The following is a 21,001-nucleotide window of genomic DNA, read 5'->3' as shown; positions in this document are numbered from 1 at the left end:
CCATGAAGATCTTTTCTCTCCTTGTCGTGCTGACGACTTTGCTGGCCGGTTGCGGCATTGCGCCCAAGGCCACCCCGGCCCTGATTCAGCATGATCTGGGGGGCGGCTTCCGCACCCAGGCCCGCAAGCAGTTGCCCTTGCGCTCGCTGACCGTGAGCGCGACGCCGGTGGTGGCGGGGCTCAACATGCATTACCGCGATGCCGAGCGCTCCACCACGCGCGGTGCGTATGCCTTCAACCGCTGGGCTGCACCGCCTGCCACTCTGGTGGATCAGGCCTTGTCGCGCCTGCTGCCGATGGATCCGGCTGGGCGCTGCCGGCTGAACCTGTTGCTGTCCGACTTCATCCTCGAAATCGATGAAGCCGACAAAGCCACCGCCTTGCTCGCCGGCACGCTGCGCATCTCGCTCGATGGACGCACTTCGGTGTATCGGCGCATCGTCGATGTGCGGGTGCCGCTGGAGAAGGTGGAGCCCTCCGCGCTGGCCATCGGTGAGCGCCAGGCCGTGATCCAGCTCGCGGAGATCACCAGTGCCTGGATCAGCGGCGATATCGAGCAGTTCTGCCTGCAGCCCTGAGGTCCTTCAACGGGTGAGCGCCGGATGTTGATCGACACCCACCTGCATCTGGATGCTCCCGAGTTCGATCCCGACCGTGCTGCGGTCGTGGCGCGGGCTTGCGCCGCGGGTGTGACGCGCTTCGTGCTGCCGGCCGTCGAAATCGCCAATGGCCCCGCGGTGCGTGCCCTGGCTGCCAGCTTGCCGGGCAGTGCCTTTGCCTGCGGGATTCATCCGCTCTACGTGGATCGTGCGCTTGAGGGCGATATCGACCGTTTGCGGGCCCAGCTGGCCGAAGGCGGCGCCGTGGCCGTCGGCGAGATCGGCCTGGATGGCTTTGAGGCAGAGCCGGACCCGGCGCGGCGCGAATGGTTTTTCGCCGAGCAGCTGAAGCTCGCGCGGGAGTTCGATCTGCCGGTGATCCTGCACATCCGCCGCGCCCAGGACCGGGTGCTCAAGTACCTGCGCCGCCACCGTGTGCGTGGCGGCATCGCCCATGCCTTCAACGGTAGCCTGCAGCAGGCGCAGACCTTCATCGGGCTGGGGTTCCGGCTCGGTTTCGGTGGTGCAATGACCTACGCCGGCTCGACACGCATCCGCCAGCTGGCGGCCAGCCTGCCGCTCGAAGCGTTGGTGCTGGAGTCTGACGCGCCAGACATTCCGCCAGCCTGGGCTGCGCAGATGCGCAACGAGCCGGCTGCTGTGGCGCGTTTCGCGATTGAGCTGGCGGCTCTGCGCGGGCTTGATGTCAGCAGCGTGGTGGGCGCCACCAGTGCCAATGCGCGAGCCGCGCTGGGGTTGCCCGAGTGAGGCAGGCGCCGGGCCGGCGGGGTGAGCTGCCGTTTGTCGGGAGTTGGTGTGCTTACTTTGTAACTTTTCACGAATTTATAACTAAAGTTCTAGACGGGCCGGGGCCCTGTCCGGATCATCTGCGCTGACCATAAAACTCTGCCGGTGCGCCTGTGTGCGCCCCGGCCCGCCAGCATCACGGAAGGGCCGCCGCCATATGTTCATCAACAGCGAAGGAATCCTCAGCAGCCTCGGGCCGGCCGCTCCCGTCCCGCCGCGCCGCCCGGAGCTGGCCGGTGTTCCCGAGCGTTTGCACCCCTATCTGGCGGGCAGCGATTGGCAGCACGGCCAGCTCAAGCTGAACTGGGGCGGTTATCGCCTCGCCAGCGTGTTCCAGCCCATCGTCAGTTTCAGCCACGCCAGCATCGTGGCGCACGAGGCCTTGTTGCGCGTCGTCGGTCCCGGCGGGCGCAGCATGTCGCCGTCCGCCCTGTTCAGTCCGCTCTTCGGTCAGGACGATCTGCTGCATCTGGACCGCGCCACGCGCCTGATGCACATCATCAATTCGCGCCGCCTGCCCGGGCGCTTCTTTCTGAACCTGCATCCGCAGCTTTTCGACAGCCTGCGCCACGGCGATTCGCTGGAGGCCGCACGCGCCATCGGCGAATTCGTCGAGGGTTCCGAGTCGCGCTTCGTGATCGAGATCGTGGAAGAGGAAATCACCGACCATGCCCATTTCGAGGAGGGTGTGGCGGCCTTGCGGGATGTGGGGCTGGGGATTGCACTGGACGATTTCGGTGCCGGCCACTCGAATTTCGACCGGGTGTGGAAGATTCGCCCCGAGGTCGTCAAGCTCGATCGTTCCTTCGCCGCGCGCGCAGCGGAGGATCGTTCGGTGCGCCGCCTGCTGCCGCAGATCGTGAGTTTGTTGCACGAGGCCGGCACCCTGGTGCTGCTCGAAGGGATCGAGACCCTGGATCAGGCCTGGATTGCCATGGATGCCAATATCGATTTCGGTCAGGGCTGGTATTTCGCCCACCCGATCAGCCAGCCGGTGAGCAAGGATGCCTTGCTCGATGCACGCATCGGTGCGATCTGGCAGCACCAGAGCACCGAGCTGTTACCGCAACCGGAAGCGCGGCTCGATCCCCTGAGCGATTACCTGCGCTGCATCCGTGATGCGGCCTGGCGTCTGGGGCGGGGCGAGGCGCTCGAATCGGCGGCGGCCTGCTGGCAGCATCTGCCTTATGCCAACAGCCTCTATCTGCTGGATCAGGAAGGCTGCCAGCTGGGTGTGAGCATCGAAGCCGGCCGCGTGGCGGATTCACAAATGAGCTTCCGTCTTGGTCACCAGCCGGGCGCACGCTGGTCGCGGCGCGAGTATTTCGTCAAGGCCATACGGGCACCGGGCGAAGCCCAGGCCACCCGCCCCTATCTGTCGGTGGCCAGCGGCCGCCTGTGTGCCACGGTGTCGATCTGCATTGAGCAGGGCGCGCAGCGTTTCGTGCTCTGCGGGGACGTGGACTGGGCGGCGCTGGATGCGGGCTACGAGAACTGAAGGCTCGGTTGAGATCGGGCAATAGCCTCGCGCTATGCCCCTTGGTGCTTGAAACTTATTCCTCTCCCCTGTATCCATAGCGGAGGCTGGCTTACCCCTGGCCAGCAGAGCTGTTGCAACAGCCAGTGCATGACCTACCGCCAACCCACGATACGAGAGGAAGCCGCATGAGCAAGCTGCAGGGCCAGGAGCCGGCCATCAATCAGGAAATCATCGCGCTCTACGACGAATACACCCATGCGCCTTTGCCGCGCCGTGTGTTCATGAAGCGCCTCAGCGCGATCACGGGTAGCACGGTGGCCGCCAGTGCGCTGCTGCCCATTCTTGAAAATAACTACGCCCAGGCCGCCATCCTGCCGCCGGACGATGTACGCATCAGCACCCAGACTGTCAGCTTTGCCGGCCCCGGCGGCAACTTCAATGCCTACCTGGCGGCACCTAAAGGCGTGAGCGGCAAACTGCCAGCGGTGATCGTGATCCACGAGAATCGTGGCCTCAACCCTCATATCCAGGACATCACCCGTCGCCTCGCGCTGGCGGGTTATCTGGCGCTTGGTGTGGATTACCTCAGCGCACTGGGCGGCACCCCGGCGGATGAAGACAATGCCCGCGACCTGATCGGCAAGCTCGATGCCACCACCATTGGCGCGATTTCGCTGGCTGCGCTGAAGTACCTCAAGGGCCACGCCCAGTCCACTGGCAAGGTCGGCGTGGTCGGCTTCTGCTGGGGTGGCGCAGCGGTCAACCAGTTGGCGGTACTGGCGCCGGATCTGGACGCTGGCGTGGCCTTCTATGGCCGCCAGGCCAAGGCCGAGGATGTGCCGAAGATCAAGGCGCCGCTGCAACTGCACTATGCCGGCCTCGATCAGGGCATCAATGCGGGTATTCCGGCCTACGAGGCGGCGCTCAAGGCCGCTGGCAAGCCATATGAACTGTTCCTGTATGAGGGGGTGAATCACGCCTTCAACAATGACACCGGCGCCGCGCGCTATAACGAAGCTGCGGCCAAGCTGGCCTGGCAGCGCACGCTGGATTTCCTCAAGCGCCATCTGGGCTGATCGAAGCCAGGGCAGGGAAAAAGGGGCGTAGCGTGCTGCGCCCCTTTTCGCATCTAGCGGGCGGGGGCGCTCTCGCGCTTGCTGGTCTGGCGCAACTGGCGGTAGTAGGCGTGATTGGCTTCCGGCACCCACTCCAGGTAGGCACGCTCGGCCACCTCAGCGAGCTGGCCGTTGCGCAGCAGCTCGTTGACGTGGGCCACCACCGCTTCACCCGTAGGGCCACGTGAGCACCCCACGCGTGATTGCAGGAGCTGGGTTTCACTTTCTATCGGCAGAAACAGCAGGGTGTCTGGCGCGAGCTCGAACTGCTGCTGGGCCCAGATGAGTTCGATCGGATAGCCGACCACGGCATCAGCTTTTTTCTGCCGCACGACCGTGAGCAGGCCGCTCACAAACAGATCCGGCGCATAGAAGGCTTCCACGCTGCGCTTGTTGCGGCCGAGTTTCAGGGCTGCATCGACATGCTCGCCATAGCTGCGCCCTGCCGCCATCAGCACTTTCAGCCTGCCGGCTTTCAGCAGCTCGGGCAGGCGAACTTCACCGCGCGGATTCAGGTGTGGCGCAATCTCGGCCTTGCGCTCGGTGCTGACGATCAACCCGGCGGGCAGCAGTTCAGCAACGGGTTCGGAAAACACCATGAAAGTCTCGCGTTCGGGCGTCTTGAGCATGGCGCTCTGACAGATCTCGCGTTGCCTCATGTCCTGCATCATGCGCGCCGTGTTGGCCATCACGCGACTGTGACGAAATTCACCCAGCGCCCGGAGAATGAAGGCCTCGCGTTTGTCTGCCAGGCCTTCGCCCTTGTAGGGGCCCGCTACGATGTAGGTCGGCGGGAAATCCGGGTAGTACCAGATCACTTCTGCAGCTGGCTCGGCCGCGCGCAGAAGTGGACTGAGCAGGAGCAGCAGAAGGCAGCAAGGTCGGCAGCGGAGCATGGAGAAGGCTCGCGAACAGGGTGAGTCCTCAGCATAGACTGCATGCCTGAGCATCGAAAGCTGCTGTCTGTGGAGCTGTTACCCGTCTCACGCGGCGGGTGGGTGTGGGCAGAGGGCAGCTGCACAGGCAAGGGCCTGTCATCCGCCTGTAAGCTGTCAGGCAGAGACTCTCGCCTTTTGTCCGGAGAACACCATGCGTTCAAGCCTTGCCCTTCTGCCCGTGCTGCTGGCTGCCTGTGCGCATAGCCCCGATGCGCTGTCGCCCTTGCAGGGCAAAGCCTTCGAACAGGTTGCAGCCACTCATCCGGCGGTGCGCAGCGTGGAGCGCTACGAAGTGCGCCTGCCGCAGCGCGAGCGCCTGCCTTACGCCGGCGCTTTTGCGGCGGCCTTCGATGGCAGCCTGCCCTACGCGCCCGGCTCCGGCCTGAGCTATGCGGGCCGCTCCGCGGAGGGCGAGCTGGTGTTCTGGGGCATCGGTGATCGCGGCCCCAACGCGGATTCGCCCTCCGTTCGCAAGGCGGGCCGTGAGCAGGCCAGCAAGATTTTCCTGGTGCCGGCTTTCGTGCCGCGCCTGGCCGAGATCCGGGTGAGACCGGGCGAGGGCGCGCGCGTGCTGCGTACGCTGCCGATCCATTTTGGCGCCGAGCCGGCCTCTGGCTTGCCGATTCCGGTCGGCCAGACTGGCGCCAGCGGCGAGCAAGCGCTTGATGATCATTTGCAGCCCTTGCCCTTCAGCCTGCGCGGACTGGACCCGGAAGGCATCGTGCGCGATCGCGCGGGCAATTTCTGGATCGTCGACGAATACGGTCCCTTCCTGACCCAGCTCGATGCGCGCGGCCAGGTGCTGCGCCACTATGCGCCGGGCAAGGGCCTGCCGGAGATCCTCGCAGCGCGTCAGCCCAATCGCGGTTTCGAGGGCGTGGCGCTGAGCCCTTCCGGCAAGGTTTATGCGGCCGTGCAGTCCACGCTCGATATCGATGGCAAGAGTAAGCACCAGGCCCGCTTCACGCGCATCGTCGAACTCGATCCGGTCAGCGGCAAGACCCGCCAGTTTGCCTACCCGCTTGATCTGAAGCACTACCGGCGCGCTGGCGACGCCAAGATTGGCGATCTGGTGGCCATCGACGATGGGCGCTTCGCCCTGATCGATCAGGGCGCTGGCAAGAACGGCATGCGCAACCTGATCCAGCTGATCGATATCCGTGATGCCGAGGACATCAGCGAGCGCCGCACGCAGAGCGGGCAGGCCCTCGAGTTTGCCAGCGAGGCCGAGCTGAAGGGCGTGCGCATGGTGCAGGTGAAAGCCTTGCTGGATCTGCGCGAGCTGGGCTGGCAGGCTGAGAAGGCCGAGGGCCTGGCGCTGCTGGAAGATGGCATCGCGGTGATCAACGACAATGATTTCGGCCTGCAGACTCGGCTGAGCGGTGCACAGGGTGACAATGTCGGGGCTTACCGGGTCGAGAACGGCAAGCTCACCGCAGGCGGCCAGCTCAGCGTCGAGCCAAATCATGAGCCGACCTCTCTTTGGCTGATCCGCTTGCGCCAGCCGCTGCAGGGCCTGAAAGGCTTCTGAGCCTATCAGGGGCCGCGTCGTCAGTGCGCGGCCTGCTCCAGCAGTGCCATTACCCAGGCGATTGCAGCAGGGTCTTCGAGGATGCCGGCGTGGGTCGTATTGAAGCCACGAATACTCGTGGCTTGCTGCTGCATTTCGGCGCGGAGCTGGCTCTCCAGCGGAATCACGCCGTCTCCGCTCTTGTGGCTGAACAGGCCTTCGTTCAGGAAGCCAAAACCTGCGTGATGGCTAAGCTGCCGGGGCAGCGGGCGCGCGAACAGCGTGCGCATGAACGGACCTTGCCGGGCCATGCTGCGCCAGACCGGCATCACCACCGGTGAATGATCGACGCCGCTCTGCGCCGCCCAATCGCCGCCGAAAGGTGAGGACAGTGAGATGAAGCTGCGCAGGTAAGGACAGCTGCGCGCCTGCTCGCAATCGGCCAGCAAGGCTCTTACGGCTAGCCCACCCATGCTATGGGCAACGATGTGCAGATCGGTAAAGCGGTGCTGGTAATGGAGCTTGCTCAGCAGGCTGTGCAGGCCGCTGCTGACGGTGGGGATTTCGAGGCCGGAAGGGTAATAGAAGAACCAGGGCTGAAAGCGGCGGCGATCCAGGCTTGCCAGTAAGGCCTTGAACTCGCCCGGGTGGCCGCTGATGCCGTGCACGAAGAGTACCGGCGTGCGCGTTGCATCATAGGGCTCCAGGAAGTAGATGCCGGCCCGCTCCTGACGGATGAAGTCCAGCGCTTCCCACATGCCCTGGCGGGCGAACTCGGCGCTGAAGCGCGGATCATCGAGGGTGGTGAGGCTGCCGCTGTGCAGATGAAAGCCATCGGCAATGGCGCCCAGCGCACCGAGCAGGCTGCTGCCTGGCGGGTTGCCGGCCGGGGCGGATGGGCGTGCTGGGATGTGCAGGAGCATGGCGTCCGGTGCCTGTCCCGCGCTTACGCTGACGGGCAATGGGAATTCCGCGTATGGCTCGGTCGCGCTGTAAGTGAAGTCCTGGTCGAGATCACGGAAGGCAAACACGCTGCCGGCATTTTTCGGCAGCAGCGCGCGCCAGCTCTCATCCTGCGTGAGCAGACGGAAGCTGAGGACCTTGCCCGGTTCGTCGCGCGCCATGATGACGGCAAACAGGAGGCAGTTCGCACAGTCCTCGGCGCGAACGCTGATCGGCGCCGCCGTGTAGTGGCTCTGGTATTCCTCCAGGTTCTGCTTCAGGTTGAGGAAGTTGCCGCAGCCGGCAAGCAGCAGGGCAGCGCAGACGGAAAGGAGTCGGAGCAAGGGCATGGTCTGAGGCCTGAGCGGGGAGTATGCAGACTCATTAAAGCAGACGGCATGTTGCACGGCTGTGTCACCGATGGCCCTGCCGGCTCAGGCCTGGGCCGGCTGCCGCGCCAGCCAGGTCTCCATGAAGCTGACGAAGCTGCGCACGCGGGCGGCAAGGTGCTTGCGGCTCGGGTACATGGCCGAGATCGGTAGTGCCGGCCCGGGCCAGTCGGTCAGGATGGCCTTGAGGCGCCCGCTGGCGATGTAGGGGCCGAGGATGAATTCCGGGGCGCGGGTGATACCGTGGCCGGCGGCCGCGAGTTCGGCGAGCACGGTGCCGTTGTTGGCGCCGATGCTGGCCTCGAAGCGCACCTGCAGCTCGGTTTCCGCGTCGCGCTGGAAGCGCCAGGCATTGGCTTCCTCGGCGTAGGCGTAGGCGAAGCAGGCATGTTGCGTCAGCTCCTGCGGGCTCTGCGGCGTGCCATGACGGGCGAGGTAGTCCGGGCTGGCGCAGGTGAGCAAGTGGGTGCTGCCGATGCGCCGGGCCACCAGGTTCTGATGGGCCGGGCGGCCGATGCGGATGGCGAGATCAAGGCCTTCCTCGATCAGGTCCACCGGGCGGTCGGAGAGCTGAACGTCGAACTTCATGGCCGGGTGCAGGCGTGCGAACTCGCCCAGTGCCGGGGCGAGGTGGGTGGCACCGAAGCTGATCGGGGCGGTCAGGCGCAGCGTGCCGCGCGGGCTGGCATCGGCGTTGCCGACCATCTCCTCGACTTCTTCAAGCTCGGCCAACAGCTGCAGGCAGCGCTCATAGTAGGCGCGGCCGTTCTCGGTGAGGCTCAGGCGACGGGTGCTGCGGTTGAGCAGGCGAGCGTCGAGCAGGGCTTCGAGTTGGGCCAGCTGGCGCGAAACGGCCGAGGTGGACATTTCAAGATGCTCGGCGGCTGCAGCAAAACTGCCAAGCTCGACGACCTTGCAGAAAACGTTCATGGCGGCGAAGCGGTCCATGCGGGCTCTCCGGAGTGATTGTTGCGAATCAGGCAGGAATTCATCGCAGTTTAGCTGCTTTATCCCTGATCGGCTCGGGCAGACAATGCTTGCAGCTTCCTTGCCGGGGAGGCCGTTTTTCTCTTGCAGGTTTTGTTTCTGCGTATTTCAGGCGCGGCCGGCAGCCGCGTACAGGAGTTGATCATGGCCAGCCGTCTGCCCGTTTTTTTCCTTTCCCATGGCTCGCCCATGCATGCCGTGGAGCCTAGTGCGGCCGCCACGGCCTGGGCGGTGGAGGCGGCGCAATTGCCGGTACCGGCAGCGGTGCTGATGGTGTCTGCTCACTGGGAAAGCAATCTGCCCTTGCTGGGTGGCGCCGCAGCGCCCGAAACGATCCATGATTTCGGCGGTTTTCCGGCCGAGCTGTACCGTTTGCGCTACCCCGCCGCGGGGGCCCCGGAAATCGCCCGGCAGGCGCTGGCCTTGCTGCGCGAGGCCGGTTTCCCGGCCGGGATCGAAGGTTGCCGCGGGCTCGACCACGGAGCTTGGGTGCCGATGATGAAAATGTATCCGCAAGCCGATGTGCCGGTTCTTCAGCTCTCGGTGCAGCCCGGCCTGGATGCGGCTCACCATCTGGCGCTTGGCGCGGCACTGGCACCGTTGCGCGAGCAGGGCGTGCTGATCGTCGGCTCGGGCCACATGACGCACAATCTGCGCGACTGGTTTCATGGCGCCAGTGGCGGCGCGGGGGCTTATGCACGCGAATTTCGCGACTGGGTGGCTACGCGTCTGGCCAGCGGTGACAGCCGCAGCCTGCTGGAGTGGGCCTATAAGGCGCCGCATGCGCAGCGCGCCCATCCCACGCCGGATCACTTTCTGCCGCTCTTCGTGGCGCTGGGAGCGGCCGGTGAGGGCGCGCAGGGCAAGTGCTTTCATGAGGCGTTCGAGCGTGGCACCCTGGCCATGGATGCCTGGCGCTGGGACTGAGCGCGTGAGCGCCGTTCCGGTCATTCACTGGCCTGAGCGGCGTGGCGCCGGGCAAAGCGTTTTGACTGCGCGGTCTGTGCCCCCAGGCCGTCCGTGCAGGGGCGGTGAGGCCTGAGCAGGCCTAGTCCTCCGCGAGACTCTTCATGGTCTCGATGATGCCTTCGAGCATGCGTTCCTGTTCGAGGCCGAAGCCGGCCATCTGTTCGCAGATCTCGGCGCCTCGGCTGCTGACCAGGTTCAGGATGACGCCTTCCTGCGCGTCGGTGAGGCCCATGCGGTAGAAGGAGCGGGCGATCTCGTCGCCCTGGTCGGCCACCATGCGCATCACGCTTTCGCGCTGGCTTTGCTGGCGCTCGCGCAGGTAATCGACCATGCGCATGAGGCCATTGACCGCTTCGAGGATGGTTTCGGTGCGCTGCAGGCGCCGCGTGTCGTGTTCCAGCACCTTGCAGCGGATGTCCGCCGCCTCGGCCACGAAGGCCAGATGGTCACGCAAGCGGCCGGCGCGGTCCTCGTCAGTTTTCGGCCAGTTGGTGACCAGCAGGGTCAGGTGCGGATAGCTGATTGACAGACGCCCGGAGAACTGGGTGATACGGTCGTTGTTGCGGGCGTGTTCGAGCAGGGAGCATTCGAGCGGGCTGGCCGGGCCGTGCTCGCTGTGGGCCTGTGAGCTATCGCCGAGGCGGCAGGCGACCAGGGTGTTCAGCTCGTAGTCGCGGCACGCGGCGATGGTCTGGTCGATGATCTGCTGGGGGGTGTCGCAGGCGAACACTTCACGCATGAACTTCATCACCGTGCCCATCTCGGCCATCGTGCTCATGGCGCTGAAGGCGGTGCTCATGGCGTAGTCGAGCTGTGAGGAGAGGGCGGCGACCTGGGCGTGGGCCTTGAGCACACTGTCGACCTTGCGCACGATCTCTTCCGGAATCAGCGGGCGCTGGATGTAGTCATTGCAGCCGGCGTCGTAGGCGTTCAGGCGCAGCTGGATATTGTCGTGGCGTGAACTGAGGATCACGTGGGCCTGATCGTCACCCTGGGCGCGCAGATGGCGGCAGATCTCAAGGCCGCCGGCTTCCGGTGAATCCATGTCGAGCAGGCACACCGCCGGGGCGATTTCGAGCGCCGGTAGGAGCTCCTCCTGGAGGCCGAAGCCGCGCACGTCGGGGCAGATCCGGGCCAGTTCGGCGCACACTTCCTGGCGCATGGCGCTGTCCTGCTCAAGCACGAATACGGCGGTTCTGGCTGCTTGGTTCATGGTGATGCCCTCGTCGATGCTTACCGGCTCGCCGGCTTCATGGAGGGCTTACGGTTGGGTTTGGGGCAAGTTGAGATGATGGGTCCGAAGGTCTGCCTGATGTCCCTTGTCAAATATCGACTGCCGGCCGCACAGCGCTCGGGCAGGTGAAGCGCCAGCGCGCAAAGCGGCTGGCCAGCACGGCGCACAGCAGGCTGCAGAGCGCCAGCTGCAGCACCGGCGCCTGCCAGGCTCCGGCATAGGCGCCGAACAGGCTGGCCTTGAGGGCCCGTACGGTCCAGGTCACCGGCAGCCACGGGCTGATGCTCGCAAACAGGCCTCCGTTGAGCTCCACCGGCAACACGCCGCCGGAGCAGGAAAGCTGCACCGCCAGCAAGAGCATGGCGATGGCCTTGCCGGCGTCCCCGAAGGCCAGGGTCAGGGCGAACACGATCAGCAGGAAACACATTGCTGCCAGTGCCAGGGTCAGGGCGAAGGCGGCTGGCTGCTGGATGTCGACCCGCAGCAGGCTGTGCAGGGCCATGCCTGCGACGAGCGCCTGGGCCAGCACTACGCCTGCCGGCAGGGCGAGCTTGCCGGCAAGGCGGGCCGGCCGGCTGAAGGCCTGTGCTTCCTGCGGCAGCACTCGGGCGTGGAGCAGGAAGGCTGCGATCCCGGCACCCAGCCACAGCGCGGCGGCGAGCACATTGGGGGCGAAGCTGCTGCCGCTGTTGGCGACCGGGGCTACGCGTTCCACCCGTGGCTCTACCGAGCGTGCCAGCCCGAGCGGATTGCCGGCGGGCCAGGGCAGGCTGGCGGGCAGCGCGCTGGCCAGCTGCTCAATGCCGACGGCCAGGCGCTGCGCACCACCGGCGACCTGGCGACTGGCACCGGAAACCCGCTGCACGCCGTGGCTTAGCTGGCCGGCGCCACTGGAGAGTTCGTCGAGCTGCTGATCCTGGGGCAGCACCCGCACCATGGTCTGGATGCCGCTGCCCACTTGCTGCATGCCCTGGGTAAGGGCGTCCACGCCGCTTCTGAGCTGCAGGGCTCCGTCGGCCAGGCGCTGCTCGGCTTCGGTGGCGGCGGTCAGGCCGTGATCGACGCGCGACAGGCCGCCAGCCAATTGCGCCACGCCCTGGCTGACGCTGGTCGGGATGAACAGACTCTCTTCGAATTCATCCTTGAAGGCCAGCAAGCCGGAGTTGAGCTGGCTGGCGCCGCGCTGCAGGGCGAAGAGTCCGTTGCCGAACTCCTCGTGACTGCTGGCCAGCCGTTCGGCGCCACTAGCAAGGCGCTGCAGCTCGGTGCTCGGTGGCAGGGCTGCGTCCATGGTCTTGAGGCCGCTGCCGAGTTGCTTCACGCCGGAAGTGAGCTGCTCCACGCCAGCGTTCAGGCGGCTACCGCCAAAAGCCAGATCCTGTGCTCCGCTGGCAGTCTGGCCGGCCCCCTGGCTGAGTCGCCGGGCGCCTTCGCGCAGGCTCTCCATGTGCTGGCGGAATTCGCTGAAGCGCAGGTGCGCCTCCTGCGCTGTCGCAATCACGCGCTGCCAGCGCTGAGCATTGAGTTCTTCATTGATCTTGTGGCCGAGGGTTTCGGCGAAGTGGCGGGCGAGCAGCGCGCCCTGATAGTTGTTGCCTTCCGAGGCGTGGATCAGCGGTTGCCCGGCGCCGGGCTGGCTGCCTGGCAGGCTGGCGGCACTGAAATCGGCTGGCAGGATCAGTGCAAAGGCTAGCTGACCGTTGCGTACGCGGGCGAGGGCGGCTTCAGCATCCGGCATTTCGAGATAGCCGAAGCGCCGCTCCGCACGCAGTGCGGCCACGATTTCCTGACCGAGATTGATGCTGTGCCCCTGCAGGGACGCGCCACGATCGAGATTGACGAGCGCCACGCGCAACTCGCCGGTGTGGGCACCCGGATCCCAGACGCTGGCAAGGTAGATCACCAGATACAGTGCCGGGATCACCATCACCACGGCAGCGGCCAGCAGCATGCGCGGGTAGCGGGTGAAGAAGCACAGCTCGATGCGGGCGAGAGCGAGGGTTTGGGTGAGCAGATTCATGATCGGCAGCCGGGGGGCGGAGACAGAAGCGGGGCGTCGCCATGCGCAGGCGTCTGGTTTGCTAACGACCCTGGCGGCTTTGCCCTGAAGCGCACCGAGGGGCTGCCCGAAGGACAAGAAAAAGCCCCGCACGCGGCGGGGCTTGAGGGGCAGGCTGTGCTGGCTTAACTGCGCGGCTTGGGCAGCAAGAGGTTCAGCACGATGGCGACTACGCCGCACAGGCTCACGCCCTGCAGCACGAAACTGCCGATTTCCACACTGAAGGCGCCGATGCCCAGCACCAGTACGGTGGATACGATGACCAGATTGCGCGGCTGCTCCAGATCGGTGCGAGCGCTGATCAGGGTCTTCAGGCCGATGGCGGCGATCGAGCCGAAGAGCAGGATCATGATGCCGCCCATTACCGGTGCCGGGATGGATTGCAGGATGGCGTTGAACTTGCCGACGAAGGCCATCGCGACGGCGAGGCCGGCCGCCCAGGTCATGATCACCGGGTTGAAATTGCGGGTCAGCGTCAGTGCGCCGGTCACTTCGGCATAGGTGGTGATCGGCGGGCCGCCGACCAGGCCGGCAAACAGCACGCCGAGGCCGTCACCGGCGAGGGTGCGATGCAGACCCGGCTGTTCGGTGTAATCCTTGCCGGTGATGCCGCCCACGGCGATCACGTTGCCGACGTGCTCGATGGCCGGCGCCAGCGCGACCGGCAGCATGAAAAGTACGGCCGAGAGGTTGAATTCAGGTGCCACGAAATTCGGCAGGGCGAACCAGGGCGCGGCCGCGATCTTGCCGAAATCCACATAGCCCAGGACGGCCGCCAGAGCGTAGCCGACTCCCACACCGATCAGGATCGGGATCAGTTTGAGGAAGCGATGGGCGAAAATCGATACGATGATGGTGGTGCCCAGCGACACGGCGGCGAGCAGCAGCGAGGGGCCATAGCCGATCGGATTGTCCTTGCCCATGGCCATGTTCACCGCCACGCCGGCCAGGGCGAGGCCGATCACCATGATGATCGGACCGATCACGACCGGTGGCATGAACTTGTGCACGATGCCGGCGCCGTGGCGGGCAATCAGGCCGGCAAAGATGAAGTACATCACGCTCACACAGGCCAGTGCGCCCATCGTGGCGGGCAAGCCCCAGTGCTGGGTGGCATAGATGATCGGGGCGATGAAGGCAAAGGAAGAGCCGAGGAAGATCGGCACCTGGCGGCGGGTGACCAGCTGGAATAGCAGGGTACCCACCCCGGCGCCGAGCAGGGCCATGCTCGGATTCAGGCCGGTCAGCAGGGGCACCAGGACCAGTGCGCCGAAGGCGACGAAGAGGATCTGGGCCCCGGAAATGGCTTGGCGCCAGACCGGTCCGTTGTGGGAGGGGGTGTCTTGCATGCTGGGCTTGCTCCTGTAAAAAAACGCGGCTGCAACCGCGAGTGGAGGGGGATAGTGCGAAAGGCTGCGAATTGTTTGCGATTTTGCCAAAAAAATCAGTATCTTCAGTTCAGCGTGAAGGCAAGTTCTGAGCGAATGCAAACGGGTGTGACATGTTTCGTGGCGGATGATAAGTTGCCGCCCTTTCGGGCAAGGTAGTGTGAAACAATCGGCCGGAAAACAAAAAAATTACATGGCTTGGAGGCAGATCAAAGATGGCAATAACAGGTGACCAGCGGCTCCTTAAAAGGATCAACCGCATGGCCTTGGTCCGGTTGGTGCGCGCGCGCCCCGGGCTCTCGCGTGCAGAACTGGCGGTGGAGACCGGGCTGACCAAGTCCACCGTGAGTCTGCTGGTGCAGGAACTGGTGGACGAGGGCTGGCTGCGCGAGGAGGAGGTGCTGGTCACCGGTGCCATCGGCCGCCGCCCGACCCCGCTGCGTATCGACGGGCGCCGTCTGGCCCTGATCGGTGCGGAGCTGGCGGTGGGCAAGCTGTGCGTGCTGGGCATGTCGCTTGATGGCGAGGTACTGCACCGCTTGGAGGAGAGCTTCAGCAGCAGCGAGCGGCCGGGCGAAATTCTCGGCACGCTGGCCGGCATGCTGGCCGACATGGTGGGCTGCCTGCGTGGCGAGGGGCGTGGCCTGCTCGGTATTGGCGTGGCCCTGCCAGGTGCCGTGCAGGAAGCGGATGGCCTGCTGGTGGTGGCGCCGAACCTGGGCTGGCGCAATGTGCCGGTGCGCGACGAATTGCTGCGCGTGCTGGGCAGCCGTGGCCTTGCTGACCTACCGCTGTGGGTGCAGAACGATTGTGATGTGGCCGCACTGGGCGAAGTGGAGTTTGCCGCCGGTGAGATGGGCGATCCGCTGCTCTTCATCGGCCTCGGCATCGGTGTGGGCGCCGGTGTGGTGGTGGGCGAGCGCCTGCTGCTGGGCCGCCGCGGCTTTGCCGGCGAGGTCGGGCACATCCAGTTGCAGGCCGATGGCCCGCTCTGTTCCTGTGGCCGGCATGGCTGCGCCGAATCCTATTTCGGTCTGCAATCGCTGGCCAATGCGCAGCACTGCAGCGTGCCCGAGCTGTTCGAGCGAGCCCGCAATGCGGATCCGGAAACCGTCAAGGCGCTGCAGACCGCAGGCCAGCGCCTGGGCCTGCTGATCCACAATCTGTGGACCACTCTGGACCCGGCCATGATCGTGCTGGGCGGCTCGGCCACCGAGCTTGGGCAGGCCTTCCTGAACTCGGCGCGGCGCAGCTTCGACGCTCTGGCGCAGGCCGCCGGCCTCGAAATGCCGGTGCTGCAGCACGCGCGCTTCGGTGCCCAGGCGGTGCCGGCCGGCGCCGCGGCGCTGGTCTTGCACAAGCTGTTGTTGCCGCTCTGAATCAGTGCAGCATCGGTCCCGGTGATCTTGTCGCCGGGCTGAGCTGCAGGAGCACCACTTCACGATCCTGCAGCACGACCAGGCCCGGCTGGCGATCATCGCCGGTGAGGCTGTATTCGAAGGCGTAGCTGCGCTGCAAGGTCAGCCGGCCGGCAGCATTCCGCACCCAGCGCAGGCCGCGCTGAGCCACGCTGTCGTCCAGAAACTGCAGGTTCTCTCGGGCGCAGGCGGCCCGTGCTGCGGCTACGCCGAACTCGCGCGCATGCGCCGAATCCTGCCAGTACCAGCCGAGCGCACACAGCGCCAGCAGAGCGATAAGGCTTTCAATCATGTCTTGTCTCCAGTGCGTCCGGAATTCTGGCAGGCATGCACGCCGGCCAGCACACCGCTGATCAGCAGCAGGATGCCCGTGGCGGTCAGCAGGCCCGGCGCTTCGCCGCGCCACAGATAGGCATAGAGCAGGGCGGCGAGGGTTTCGAAAACGATCAGCTGGCCGCTCAGGGTAGTCGGCAAGAGGCGGCTGGCGCGATTCCACAGCAAGGTGCCGAGCCACGAGGCGAGCAGGCCGATGGCCAGCATCAGGCCCACATAGAGTGCCGGGCGCGGGCCCAGAGGCTGGCTGAAGCTGGCTCCGCCGACTTGCCACCCCAGGCTGCCAGCCATGCCCAGCAAGGCCAGCGGCAGGGTGGCAAGGCCCTGGGCGGTGGCCCAGGTGCTGGAGGCGAGCGCTGGGTGACGCTTGAGCCAGCGCGCATTGCGCAGCGGATACCAGGTCCAGCAAGCCAGGGCCGCCACGGCCAGGATCAGGCCGCTGCCGAGCGGGCCGCTATCGCCGGCGGGCAACTCATGCAGGCGGGCCAGCAACAGGCCGCTGCCGATCAGCACCAGGGAAGGCAGCAGACGCAGCCAGGGCAGGCGCTCGCGCAGGTTGGCAACGATCGCAATCACCAGTGGCAGGGTGCCGATGATCAGCGTCGGCAGGGGCACGCCACTGCGCTGGATGGCGGCAGCCAGACACAGGTAGTAGAGGATGTTGCCGATCAGGGCCAGCTCGAAGGCGGCCAGCCAGTCCGCCCGGCTGAGGGGCGCGAGGCGGCGGCGGTCGCGCCAGGCGAGCGGCAGGCACACCAGACCGAAAGCGAGATAGCGGCCGAAGGCGAGCAGGGCGGGCGGATAATCGGTGAGGATCGCCGGAGTGATGAACACCAGGCCCCATAGAACGCCGGCACCCAGCGCACAGAGGAGGCCCTGGAACAGGGAGGATGCGGGCATCGGCCGAGTATAGCTGCAGCGCCTCTGTGTGACTCAGTGTGGCAAAGTTGGCAGCAATACAACGCTGCCTGCTGCCCACCTTGCGAAACACAGTAGAGTTACGCCCGCATGAATCTGGCGGTAGAAGCGGCACCATGAACGAAGACACTCCCTGCGGCACGAAGCGGATCATCGACGGCGTCGAGCGGGTCTATTACTACGGTTACTGGATCAAGACCTACGAGGCCCCGGCGAGTACGCTGGACGCCAAGAAGCGCCTGATCGAGGCCCTCACGCGGCGACTGTTCAACCACGTCGAGCACGGCATCAACATCCCGGGCCGGCGCCTGGGTGAGGCGCGTGCGGCTTTCGAGGCCGAGACCGATCCGGAACTCAAGCGTGTGAAGGGCGCCATGCTGGCGGGCGCGCTGTTCAACCGCGCCACCGACATCTTCACCAAGCTGGTCGATCTGCAGGCGGTGGGCGTGGAGATCGCTACCGACAACGCCCTGATGCGCGAATGTGGCCGCTGCCTGCAGGATGCGCTGCAACTGGGCCGCACAGTGCAGCACCGCAGCGGCGATGAAGGCATCGACGAGCTGTGGGGCGAGCCTTTCAAGGCTTTCTCGATTCCGGTCGAGGCCTTCTACGAGAGTCGCTACAACAAGATTGCGGCGGCGATGCGCGATATCGATGCGATCGCCAATGCCCTGTCGGCCAGTTTTGTCGATCGTCCGATGTTTGCCGGGGTGGACAAGCTGGCGGCCGCATACGCGGAAACGGCTCGCATCAAGAGCGAGGTGTTACGCACCGATGCCGACATTTTCGATGTGTGGGCGCGGTTCGCGGTTGCCGGCGAGCGCTTGTGGGATTTCAGCCCGGTCCTGCCCGAGTATGCCAATGAGCGCGTGGTGCTGGAGGCCGAGCATGGCGTGCGCCTGATTCGCCAGGCTCGCGACCTGATTTCGGACATTACCCGCGCCCGCGTGTCGATGCCCAAGAGCACCGAGGAATTCGCCGAGCGCTGCGCCGAGTTTGCGCGCCGCAACCTGCGCCAGGACCCGCTCTGAGCCGCGTTTCGCTCAGGACTGTGGGGCTGCGCGCGAGGCGTGCGCCGCATGGCGTGCGACCGACACTGCCTGCCACAGCCGCTCCAGCGCGGCGGCCGCGCCGCAGCGCCAGCGCACATTGGCGTGGCGGCTCACTTCCGTATCGCCTGGATTGATCTCCACCGCCAGCGCGCCGAAATGGCGGGCCGCCGTGAAGGGCTGGGCGATGTAGGGGAAGACGCTGGTGGTGCCGATCGAGAACACCAGATCGAAACCCTCCTGCAGGACCTTTTCGAGCCGCTGGATGGCCGGGCGCGGCAGCGCTTCGCCGAACAGCACCACGGCCGGACGCAGATGCCCCAGGCAGTGCGGGCAGGGGGGCGGCAGCTGCTTGAAGCGGCTGTAGTCGGCCACGGTTTCGTGGTGGCTGCAATGCACGCATTCGAGTTCGAACAGATCGCCGTGGATCTCGATCAGGTCGCGGCTGCCGGCCTGACGGTGAAAACCGTCGATGTTCTGAGTCAGCACCGTGGTCGGCACCACCTCCTGCATTGCCGCGATCACCTTGTGGGCGGCGTTGGGGTGCGCGCCGCGGCAGTTGGCCTCGATGGCGGCCAGATGTTTCCAGGTGATGGAGGGCTCGGCCTCCATGACTTCGCCGGACAGTGCCACCTCGATCGGCAGGCCGTCGTCGGTGTGCTGGTCGTTGTAGAGCCCGCCGATGCCGCGATAGGTGGGCAGGCCCGAGTCCGCCGAGATGCCGGCGCCGGTGATCACCAGCACACGCTTCGCGGCCAGCAGGCGGGTGACCACGGTATTCAGATCCGGCAGGTCCAGCGTGTCATGCAGCGGATTCATCAGGCTCTCCTTTGCAGCGCGAATGCGAGCATGGCGCCGAACAATACGCTGGCCAGCCCGGAGGAAGCGACGGCGGCAATCCAGAAGCCGGCCAGGCCCAGCGGCGCGCTCCAGCCGTGATAGCACAGCCACCAGCCGCCGGCGAGGCCTACGCCCCAGAAGCTCAGGATGTGGCCCAGCATCGGCAGGGTGGTGATCTTCAGGCCGCGCAGGGCCTGGGCGGCGATGGTCTGGGCGGCGTCGCAGAACTGGTACAGCGCGATCAGTACTACCAGACCGAGGGCCATGTTTTGCACCGCCGGGTCCGGCACGAATCCGTGCACCAGCGGCCCGGCGAAGAGCCACAGCAGGAGGCCGATCACGCTGGAGATGCTGCAGCCCAGGAAAAGCCCGGTCAGCGCAGTGCGCCGCACGCGCGGCCAGTCCTGCGCGCCGGCGGCCTGACCCACCAGCGCCAGGGTGGCAATCGAGATCGAGAGCGGCAGCATGTAGCAGGTGCCGGCGAAGTTCCCGAGCAGGCGGTTGGCGCCGATGGCTTCCGCGCCGAGCGAGGCGACCAAGAGGCCGATCAGCGCGAAGCTGCTCATCTCGACAAACATCGACATGCCGATCGGCAGGCCCAGCTTCAGGTGCTCGGCGAGCTGCTTGAATTGCGGGCGCTGCCAGCCGCGCAAGAGATGCAAGTCGCGACTCACCTCCGAGCGGGCCAGATAGAGCAGACCGGCGATGGCCAAGAGGCTGGTGTTGATCGCCACCGAGGCCGCACAGCCGACCGCGCCGAGCGCCGGCAGGCCCAGCCAGCCGAAGGCGAGAGCGGGGGCCAGCAGGGCATGGCTGACGGCGTTGGCCAGCCCGAGAAACATCAGCGCGCGCGGCCGCCCGAGGGCGTTGAGCATGCCGCCGCAGGCGCGGTAGATCAGGGTGCCGGGCAGGCTCAGGGCGAGAATGAAGAGATAGGCGCGGGTGCGCTCGGCCACTTCCGGGCTCACCGCGTTCATCGTGAGCATCCAGCCCGGCGTGGCCAGAATCGCGAAGCAGCCCAGCGCCAGCAGCGCGCAAAGCATCAGGCCGTGCTGGAAGGTGGCGGGCAGGCGGTCGAATTGCCTGGCGCCGACCTGATGCGCGGCGATCGGCGTGAGCCCCTGCACCACGCCGGCGGCGGCCAGCATCACCGAGATGTAGAGACCGGCGCCGATGCCTACGGCGGCCAGATCCACGGTATTCACGCGCGCGCTGATCAGGGTGTCGACCAGCGTGGTGCTCATCGAGGCGAGCTGGGCGATCAGGATGGGGCCGGCATGGGCGAGGATCGCCCGATACAACGAGTTACTGCGGCTCATGCCGCAGCCGTTGTCGTAGCTGTGCGGTGGGCGCGCCACTTGCCGCGCCAGTAGAGGCCCGCCAGGAAGGCGAGGGTCGCGGCACCCATGAACCAGAAGGCAACCGCCTGCCAGAAACCATAGGGGTCAGAGGCCAGCGGGTATTGCTGGCCCAGACCGCGAAAGCCGATGTAGCCGGTAAGAATGGCTTTGACGGGCGGGTAAAGTGCGGCCAGCGCTGGAAGGAAGCTCAACAACAGGGCGAAGCTGATCGCCAGCGTATCGCTGAAGGGCTGTTGGCGGCTGCGCGGGGCGAAGCGCGCTTCGACGCGCAGGAACAGGGCGGCCAGGCCACAGGCCAGAAAGGCCAGCGGGCCGGCAGCGAGGATCAGCCCCCAGAGGCCGGCCATCAGCATGAAACTTCCGGAGCCGAGGGTGATCAGAAAAGACCACAAGGGCTTCATGAAGAGTACGCAGGGCAGGGTCAGCAGCAGAGCCAGCAGGGCGAAAAGGCCCCAGCGGCGGGATTTGCGCAGCAGCAGGTCGCCGCGCAGGGAGATGGGCAGGGCGGTGTCGGTCATCCCGCAAGTGTACGTGTCAGCATGGGTTGCAGGGAAGGGCAGCGTCTGGCTGCACTGCCGGATGGCGGCAGGCTATGCTGATGTTGCTATTTTGTAATTGGATCAAAAACCTTTTCTGCGATAGTGTCTTCATATCGGCACCGGCCG

General features: G+C 65.9%; 19 protein-coding genes. 8 read left to right on the top strand and 11 right to left on the bottom strand.

Features of this window, described 5'->3' with window-relative positions:
* The first annotated feature begins 2 nt into the window (after positions 1-2).
* From C0V76_RS17415 to C0V76_RS17400, 4 genes are all read left to right on the top strand, one after another.
* A complete protein-coding gene (locus C0V76_RS17415) occupies positions 3-578 on the top strand; it encodes a hypothetical protein (RefSeq protein WP_101944177.1) in 576 nt (191 codons plus the stop codon).
* Positions 579-602: 24 nt separating this feature from the next.
* Complete coding sequence (locus tag C0V76_RS17410) at positions 603-1,367, top strand: TatD family hydrolase (protein WP_101944176.1); 765 nt, start codon at positions 603-605, stop codon at positions 1,365-1,367.
* Positions 1,368-1,563: 196 nt separating this feature from the next.
* Positions 1,564-2,904, top strand: a complete 1,341-nt coding sequence (locus tag C0V76_RS17405; protein ID WP_101944175.1) for an EAL domain-containing protein — start codon at positions 1,564-1,566, stop codon at positions 2,902-2,904.
* 167 nt (positions 2,905-3,071) lie between these two features.
* Entirely contained in the window at positions 3,072-3,962 is an 891-nt protein-coding gene (locus C0V76_RS17400; RefSeq protein ID WP_101944174.1) for a dienelactone hydrolase family protein, read from the top strand.
* Positions 3,963-4,015: 53 nt separating this feature from the next.
* Here C0V76_RS17400 and C0V76_RS17395 read toward each other — a convergent pair whose 3' ends face one another.
* Positions 4,016-4,897 carry a TIGR02285 family protein gene (locus tag C0V76_RS17395; RefSeq protein WP_158239272.1) on the bottom strand — a complete coding sequence of 294 codons (882 nt, stop codon included), beginning with the start codon at positions 4,895-4,897 and terminating at the stop codon, positions 4,016-4,018.
* A 193-nt stretch (positions 4,898-5,090) separates the two neighbouring features.
* On the opposite strand from C0V76_RS17395, the gene C0V76_RS17390 reads away from it, so the two are divergent.
* Positions 5,091-6,470: an esterase-like activity of phytase family protein gene (locus C0V76_RS17390; RefSeq protein WP_101944172.1), complete on the top strand. Its 1,380-nt coding sequence runs from the start codon at positions 5,091-5,093 to the stop codon at positions 6,468-6,470.
* Positions 6,471-6,490: 20 nt separating this feature from the next.
* Here C0V76_RS17390 and C0V76_RS17385 read toward each other — a convergent pair whose 3' ends face one another.
* Positions 6,491-7,741 (bottom strand): alpha/beta hydrolase, encoded by a 1,251-nt coding sequence (locus C0V76_RS17385; RefSeq protein WP_101944171.1) that lies wholly within the window; start codon positions 7,739-7,741, stop codon positions 6,491-6,493.
* 84 nt (positions 7,742-7,825) lie between these two features.
* On the bottom strand, positions 7,826-8,728 hold the full coding sequence (locus tag C0V76_RS17380; RefSeq protein WP_101944170.1) for a LysR family transcriptional regulator: 903 nt from the start codon (positions 8,726-8,728) through the stop codon (positions 7,826-7,828).
* 183 nt (positions 8,729-8,911) lie between these two features.
* Here C0V76_RS17380 and C0V76_RS17375 point away from each other — a divergent pair, with 183 nt between their 5' ends.
* Positions 8,912-9,694, top strand: coding sequence for a class III extradiol ring-cleavage dioxygenase (locus C0V76_RS17375; RefSeq protein ID WP_101944169.1), 783 nt, complete (start codon positions 8,912-8,914; stop codon positions 9,692-9,694).
* Positions 9,695-9,815: 121 nt separating this feature from the next.
* On the opposite strand, the gene C0V76_RS17370 is transcribed toward C0V76_RS17375, so the two are convergent.
* The 3 genes from C0V76_RS17370 to C0V76_RS17360 form a co-directional block, all read right to left on the bottom strand.
* Positions 9,816-10,949, bottom strand: coding sequence for a PleD family two-component system response regulator (locus C0V76_RS17370; RefSeq protein WP_101944168.1), 1,134 nt, complete (start codon positions 10,947-10,949; stop codon positions 9,816-9,818).
* Positions 10,950-11,058: 109 nt separating this feature from the next.
* Positions 11,059-12,990 carry a YhgE/Pip domain-containing protein gene (locus C0V76_RS17365; protein WP_101944167.1) on the bottom strand — a complete coding sequence of 644 codons (1,932 nt, stop codon included), beginning with the start codon at positions 12,988-12,990 and terminating at the stop codon, positions 11,059-11,061.
* A 164-nt stretch (positions 12,991-13,154) separates the two neighbouring features.
* A complete protein-coding gene (locus C0V76_RS17360; RefSeq protein WP_101944166.1) occupies positions 13,155-14,378 on the bottom strand; it encodes a uracil-xanthine permease family protein in 1,224 nt (407 codons plus the stop codon).
* Positions 14,379-14,677: 299 nt separating this feature from the next.
* Between C0V76_RS17360 and C0V76_RS17355 the strand changes: the two genes are divergently transcribed.
* A complete protein-coding gene (locus C0V76_RS17355) occupies positions 14,678-15,796 on the top strand; it encodes an ROK family transcriptional regulator (protein ID WP_158239271.1) in 1,119 nt (372 codons plus the stop codon).
* Position 15,797: 1 nt separating this feature from the next.
* Here C0V76_RS17355 and C0V76_RS17350 read toward each other — a convergent pair whose 3' ends face one another.
* Both C0V76_RS17350 and C0V76_RS17345 read right to left on the bottom strand, forming a co-directional pair.
* A complete protein-coding gene (locus C0V76_RS17350; protein ID WP_101944164.1) occupies positions 15,798-16,127 on the bottom strand; it encodes a DUF3301 domain-containing protein in 330 nt (109 codons plus the stop codon).
* Positions 16,124-17,068, bottom strand: coding sequence for a DMT family transporter (locus C0V76_RS17345; RefSeq protein WP_254048290.1), 945 nt, complete (start codon positions 17,066-17,068; stop codon positions 16,124-16,126). The genes C0V76_RS17350 and C0V76_RS17345 overlap by 4 nt, the downstream gene beginning before the upstream one ends.
* 134 nt (positions 17,069-17,202) lie before the next feature.
* Here C0V76_RS17345 and C0V76_RS17340 point away from each other — a divergent pair, with 134 nt between their 5' ends.
* Positions 17,203-18,117 carry a hypothetical protein gene (locus C0V76_RS17340; RefSeq protein WP_101944163.1) on the top strand — a complete coding sequence of 305 codons (915 nt, stop codon included), beginning with the start codon at positions 17,203-17,205 and terminating at the stop codon, positions 18,115-18,117.
* Between the two features lie 12 nt (positions 18,118-18,129).
* Here C0V76_RS17340 and C0V76_RS17335 read toward each other — a convergent pair whose 3' ends face one another.
* The 3 genes from C0V76_RS17335 to C0V76_RS17325 are packed head-to-tail and all read right to left on the bottom strand — an operon-like array spanning position 18,130 to position 20,854.
* Complete coding sequence (locus tag C0V76_RS17335; RefSeq protein ID WP_101944162.1) at positions 18,130-18,954, bottom strand: NAD-dependent protein deacylase; 825 nt, start codon at positions 18,952-18,954, stop codon at positions 18,130-18,132.
* Positions 18,954-20,294, bottom strand: coding sequence for an MATE family efflux transporter (locus C0V76_RS17330; protein ID WP_254048289.1), 1,341 nt, complete (start codon positions 20,292-20,294; stop codon positions 18,954-18,956). Before C0V76_RS17330 ends, C0V76_RS17335 begins: the two co-directional genes overlap by 1 nt.
* Positions 20,291-20,854 (bottom strand): hypothetical protein, encoded by a 564-nt coding sequence (locus tag C0V76_RS17325; RefSeq protein WP_101944161.1) that lies wholly within the window; start codon positions 20,852-20,854, stop codon positions 20,291-20,293. Before C0V76_RS17325 ends, C0V76_RS17330 begins: the two co-directional genes overlap by 4 nt.
* Between the last annotated feature and the right edge of the window lie 147 nt (positions 20,855-21,001).

This window comes from Uliginosibacterium sp. TH139 (assembly GCF_002855595.1).
GTDB classification, from domain to species: domain Bacteria; phylum Pseudomonadota; class Gammaproteobacteria; order Burkholderiales; family Rhodocyclaceae; genus Uliginosibacterium; species Uliginosibacterium aquaticum.
Note: the sequence above shows the minus strand (reverse complement) of the source record. Positions and strands in the feature narration are given on the sequence as shown.

Coding starts and splice junctions, on each gene's coding strand:
- C0V76_RS17415 (WP_101944177.1), top strand. CDS start 3: ATGAAGATCTTTTCTCTCCTTGTCGTGCTGACGACTTTGCTGGCCGGT.
- C0V76_RS17410 (WP_101944176.1), top strand. CDS start 603: ATGTTGATCGACACCCACCTGCATCTGGATGCTCCCGAGTTCGATCCC.
- C0V76_RS17405 (WP_101944175.1), top strand. CDS start 1,564: ATGTTCATCAACAGCGAAGGAATCCTCAGCAGCCTCGGGCCGGCCGCT.
- C0V76_RS17400 (WP_101944174.1), top strand. CDS start 3,072: ATGAGCAAGCTGCAGGGCCAGGAGCCGGCCATCAATCAGGAAATCATC.
- C0V76_RS17395 (WP_158239272.1), bottom strand. CDS start 4,897: ATGCTCCGCTGCCGACCTTGCTGCCTTCTGCTGCTCCTGCTCAGTCCA.
- C0V76_RS17390 (WP_101944172.1), top strand. CDS start 5,091: ATGCGTTCAAGCCTTGCCCTTCTGCCCGTGCTGCTGGCTGCCTGTGCG.
- C0V76_RS17385 (WP_101944171.1), bottom strand. CDS start 7,741: ATGCCCTTGCTCCGACTCCTTTCCGTCTGCGCTGCCCTGCTGCTTGCC.
- C0V76_RS17380 (WP_101944170.1), bottom strand. CDS start 8,728: ATGGACCGCTTCGCCGCCATGAACGTTTTCTGCAAGGTCGTCGAGCTT.
- C0V76_RS17375 (WP_101944169.1), top strand. CDS start 8,912: ATGGCCAGCCGTCTGCCCGTTTTTTTCCTTTCCCATGGCTCGCCCATG.
- C0V76_RS17370 (WP_101944168.1), bottom strand. CDS start 10,949: ATGAACCAAGCAGCCAGAACCGCCGTATTCGTGCTTGAGCAGGACAGC.
- C0V76_RS17365 (WP_101944167.1), bottom strand. CDS start 12,990: ATGAATCTGCTCACCCAAACCCTCGCTCTCGCCCGCATCGAGCTGTGC.
- C0V76_RS17360 (WP_101944166.1), bottom strand. CDS start 14,378: ATGCAAGACACCCCCTCCCACAACGGACCGGTCTGGCGCCAAGCCATT.
- C0V76_RS17355 (WP_158239271.1), top strand. CDS start 14,678: ATGGCCTTGGTCCGGTTGGTGCGCGCGCGCCCCGGGCTCTCGCGTGCA.
- C0V76_RS17350 (WP_101944164.1), bottom strand. CDS start 16,127: ATGATTGAAAGCCTTATCGCTCTGCTGGCGCTGTGTGCGCTCGGCTGG.
- C0V76_RS17345 (WP_254048290.1), bottom strand. CDS start 17,068: ATGCCCGCATCCTCCCTGTTCCAGGGCCTCCTCTGTGCGCTGGGTGCC.
- C0V76_RS17340 (WP_101944163.1), top strand. CDS start 17,203: ATGAACGAAGACACTCCCTGCGGCACGAAGCGGATCATCGACGGCGTC.
- C0V76_RS17335 (WP_101944162.1), bottom strand. CDS start 18,954: ATGAATCCGCTGCATGACACGCTGGACCTGCCGGATCTGAATACCGTG.
- C0V76_RS17330 (WP_254048289.1), bottom strand. CDS start 20,294: ATGAGCCGCAGTAACTCGTTGTATCGGGCGATCCTCGCCCATGCCGGC.
- C0V76_RS17325 (WP_101944161.1), bottom strand. CDS start 20,854: ATGACCGACACCGCCCTGCCCATCTCCCTGCGCGGCGACCTGCTGCTG.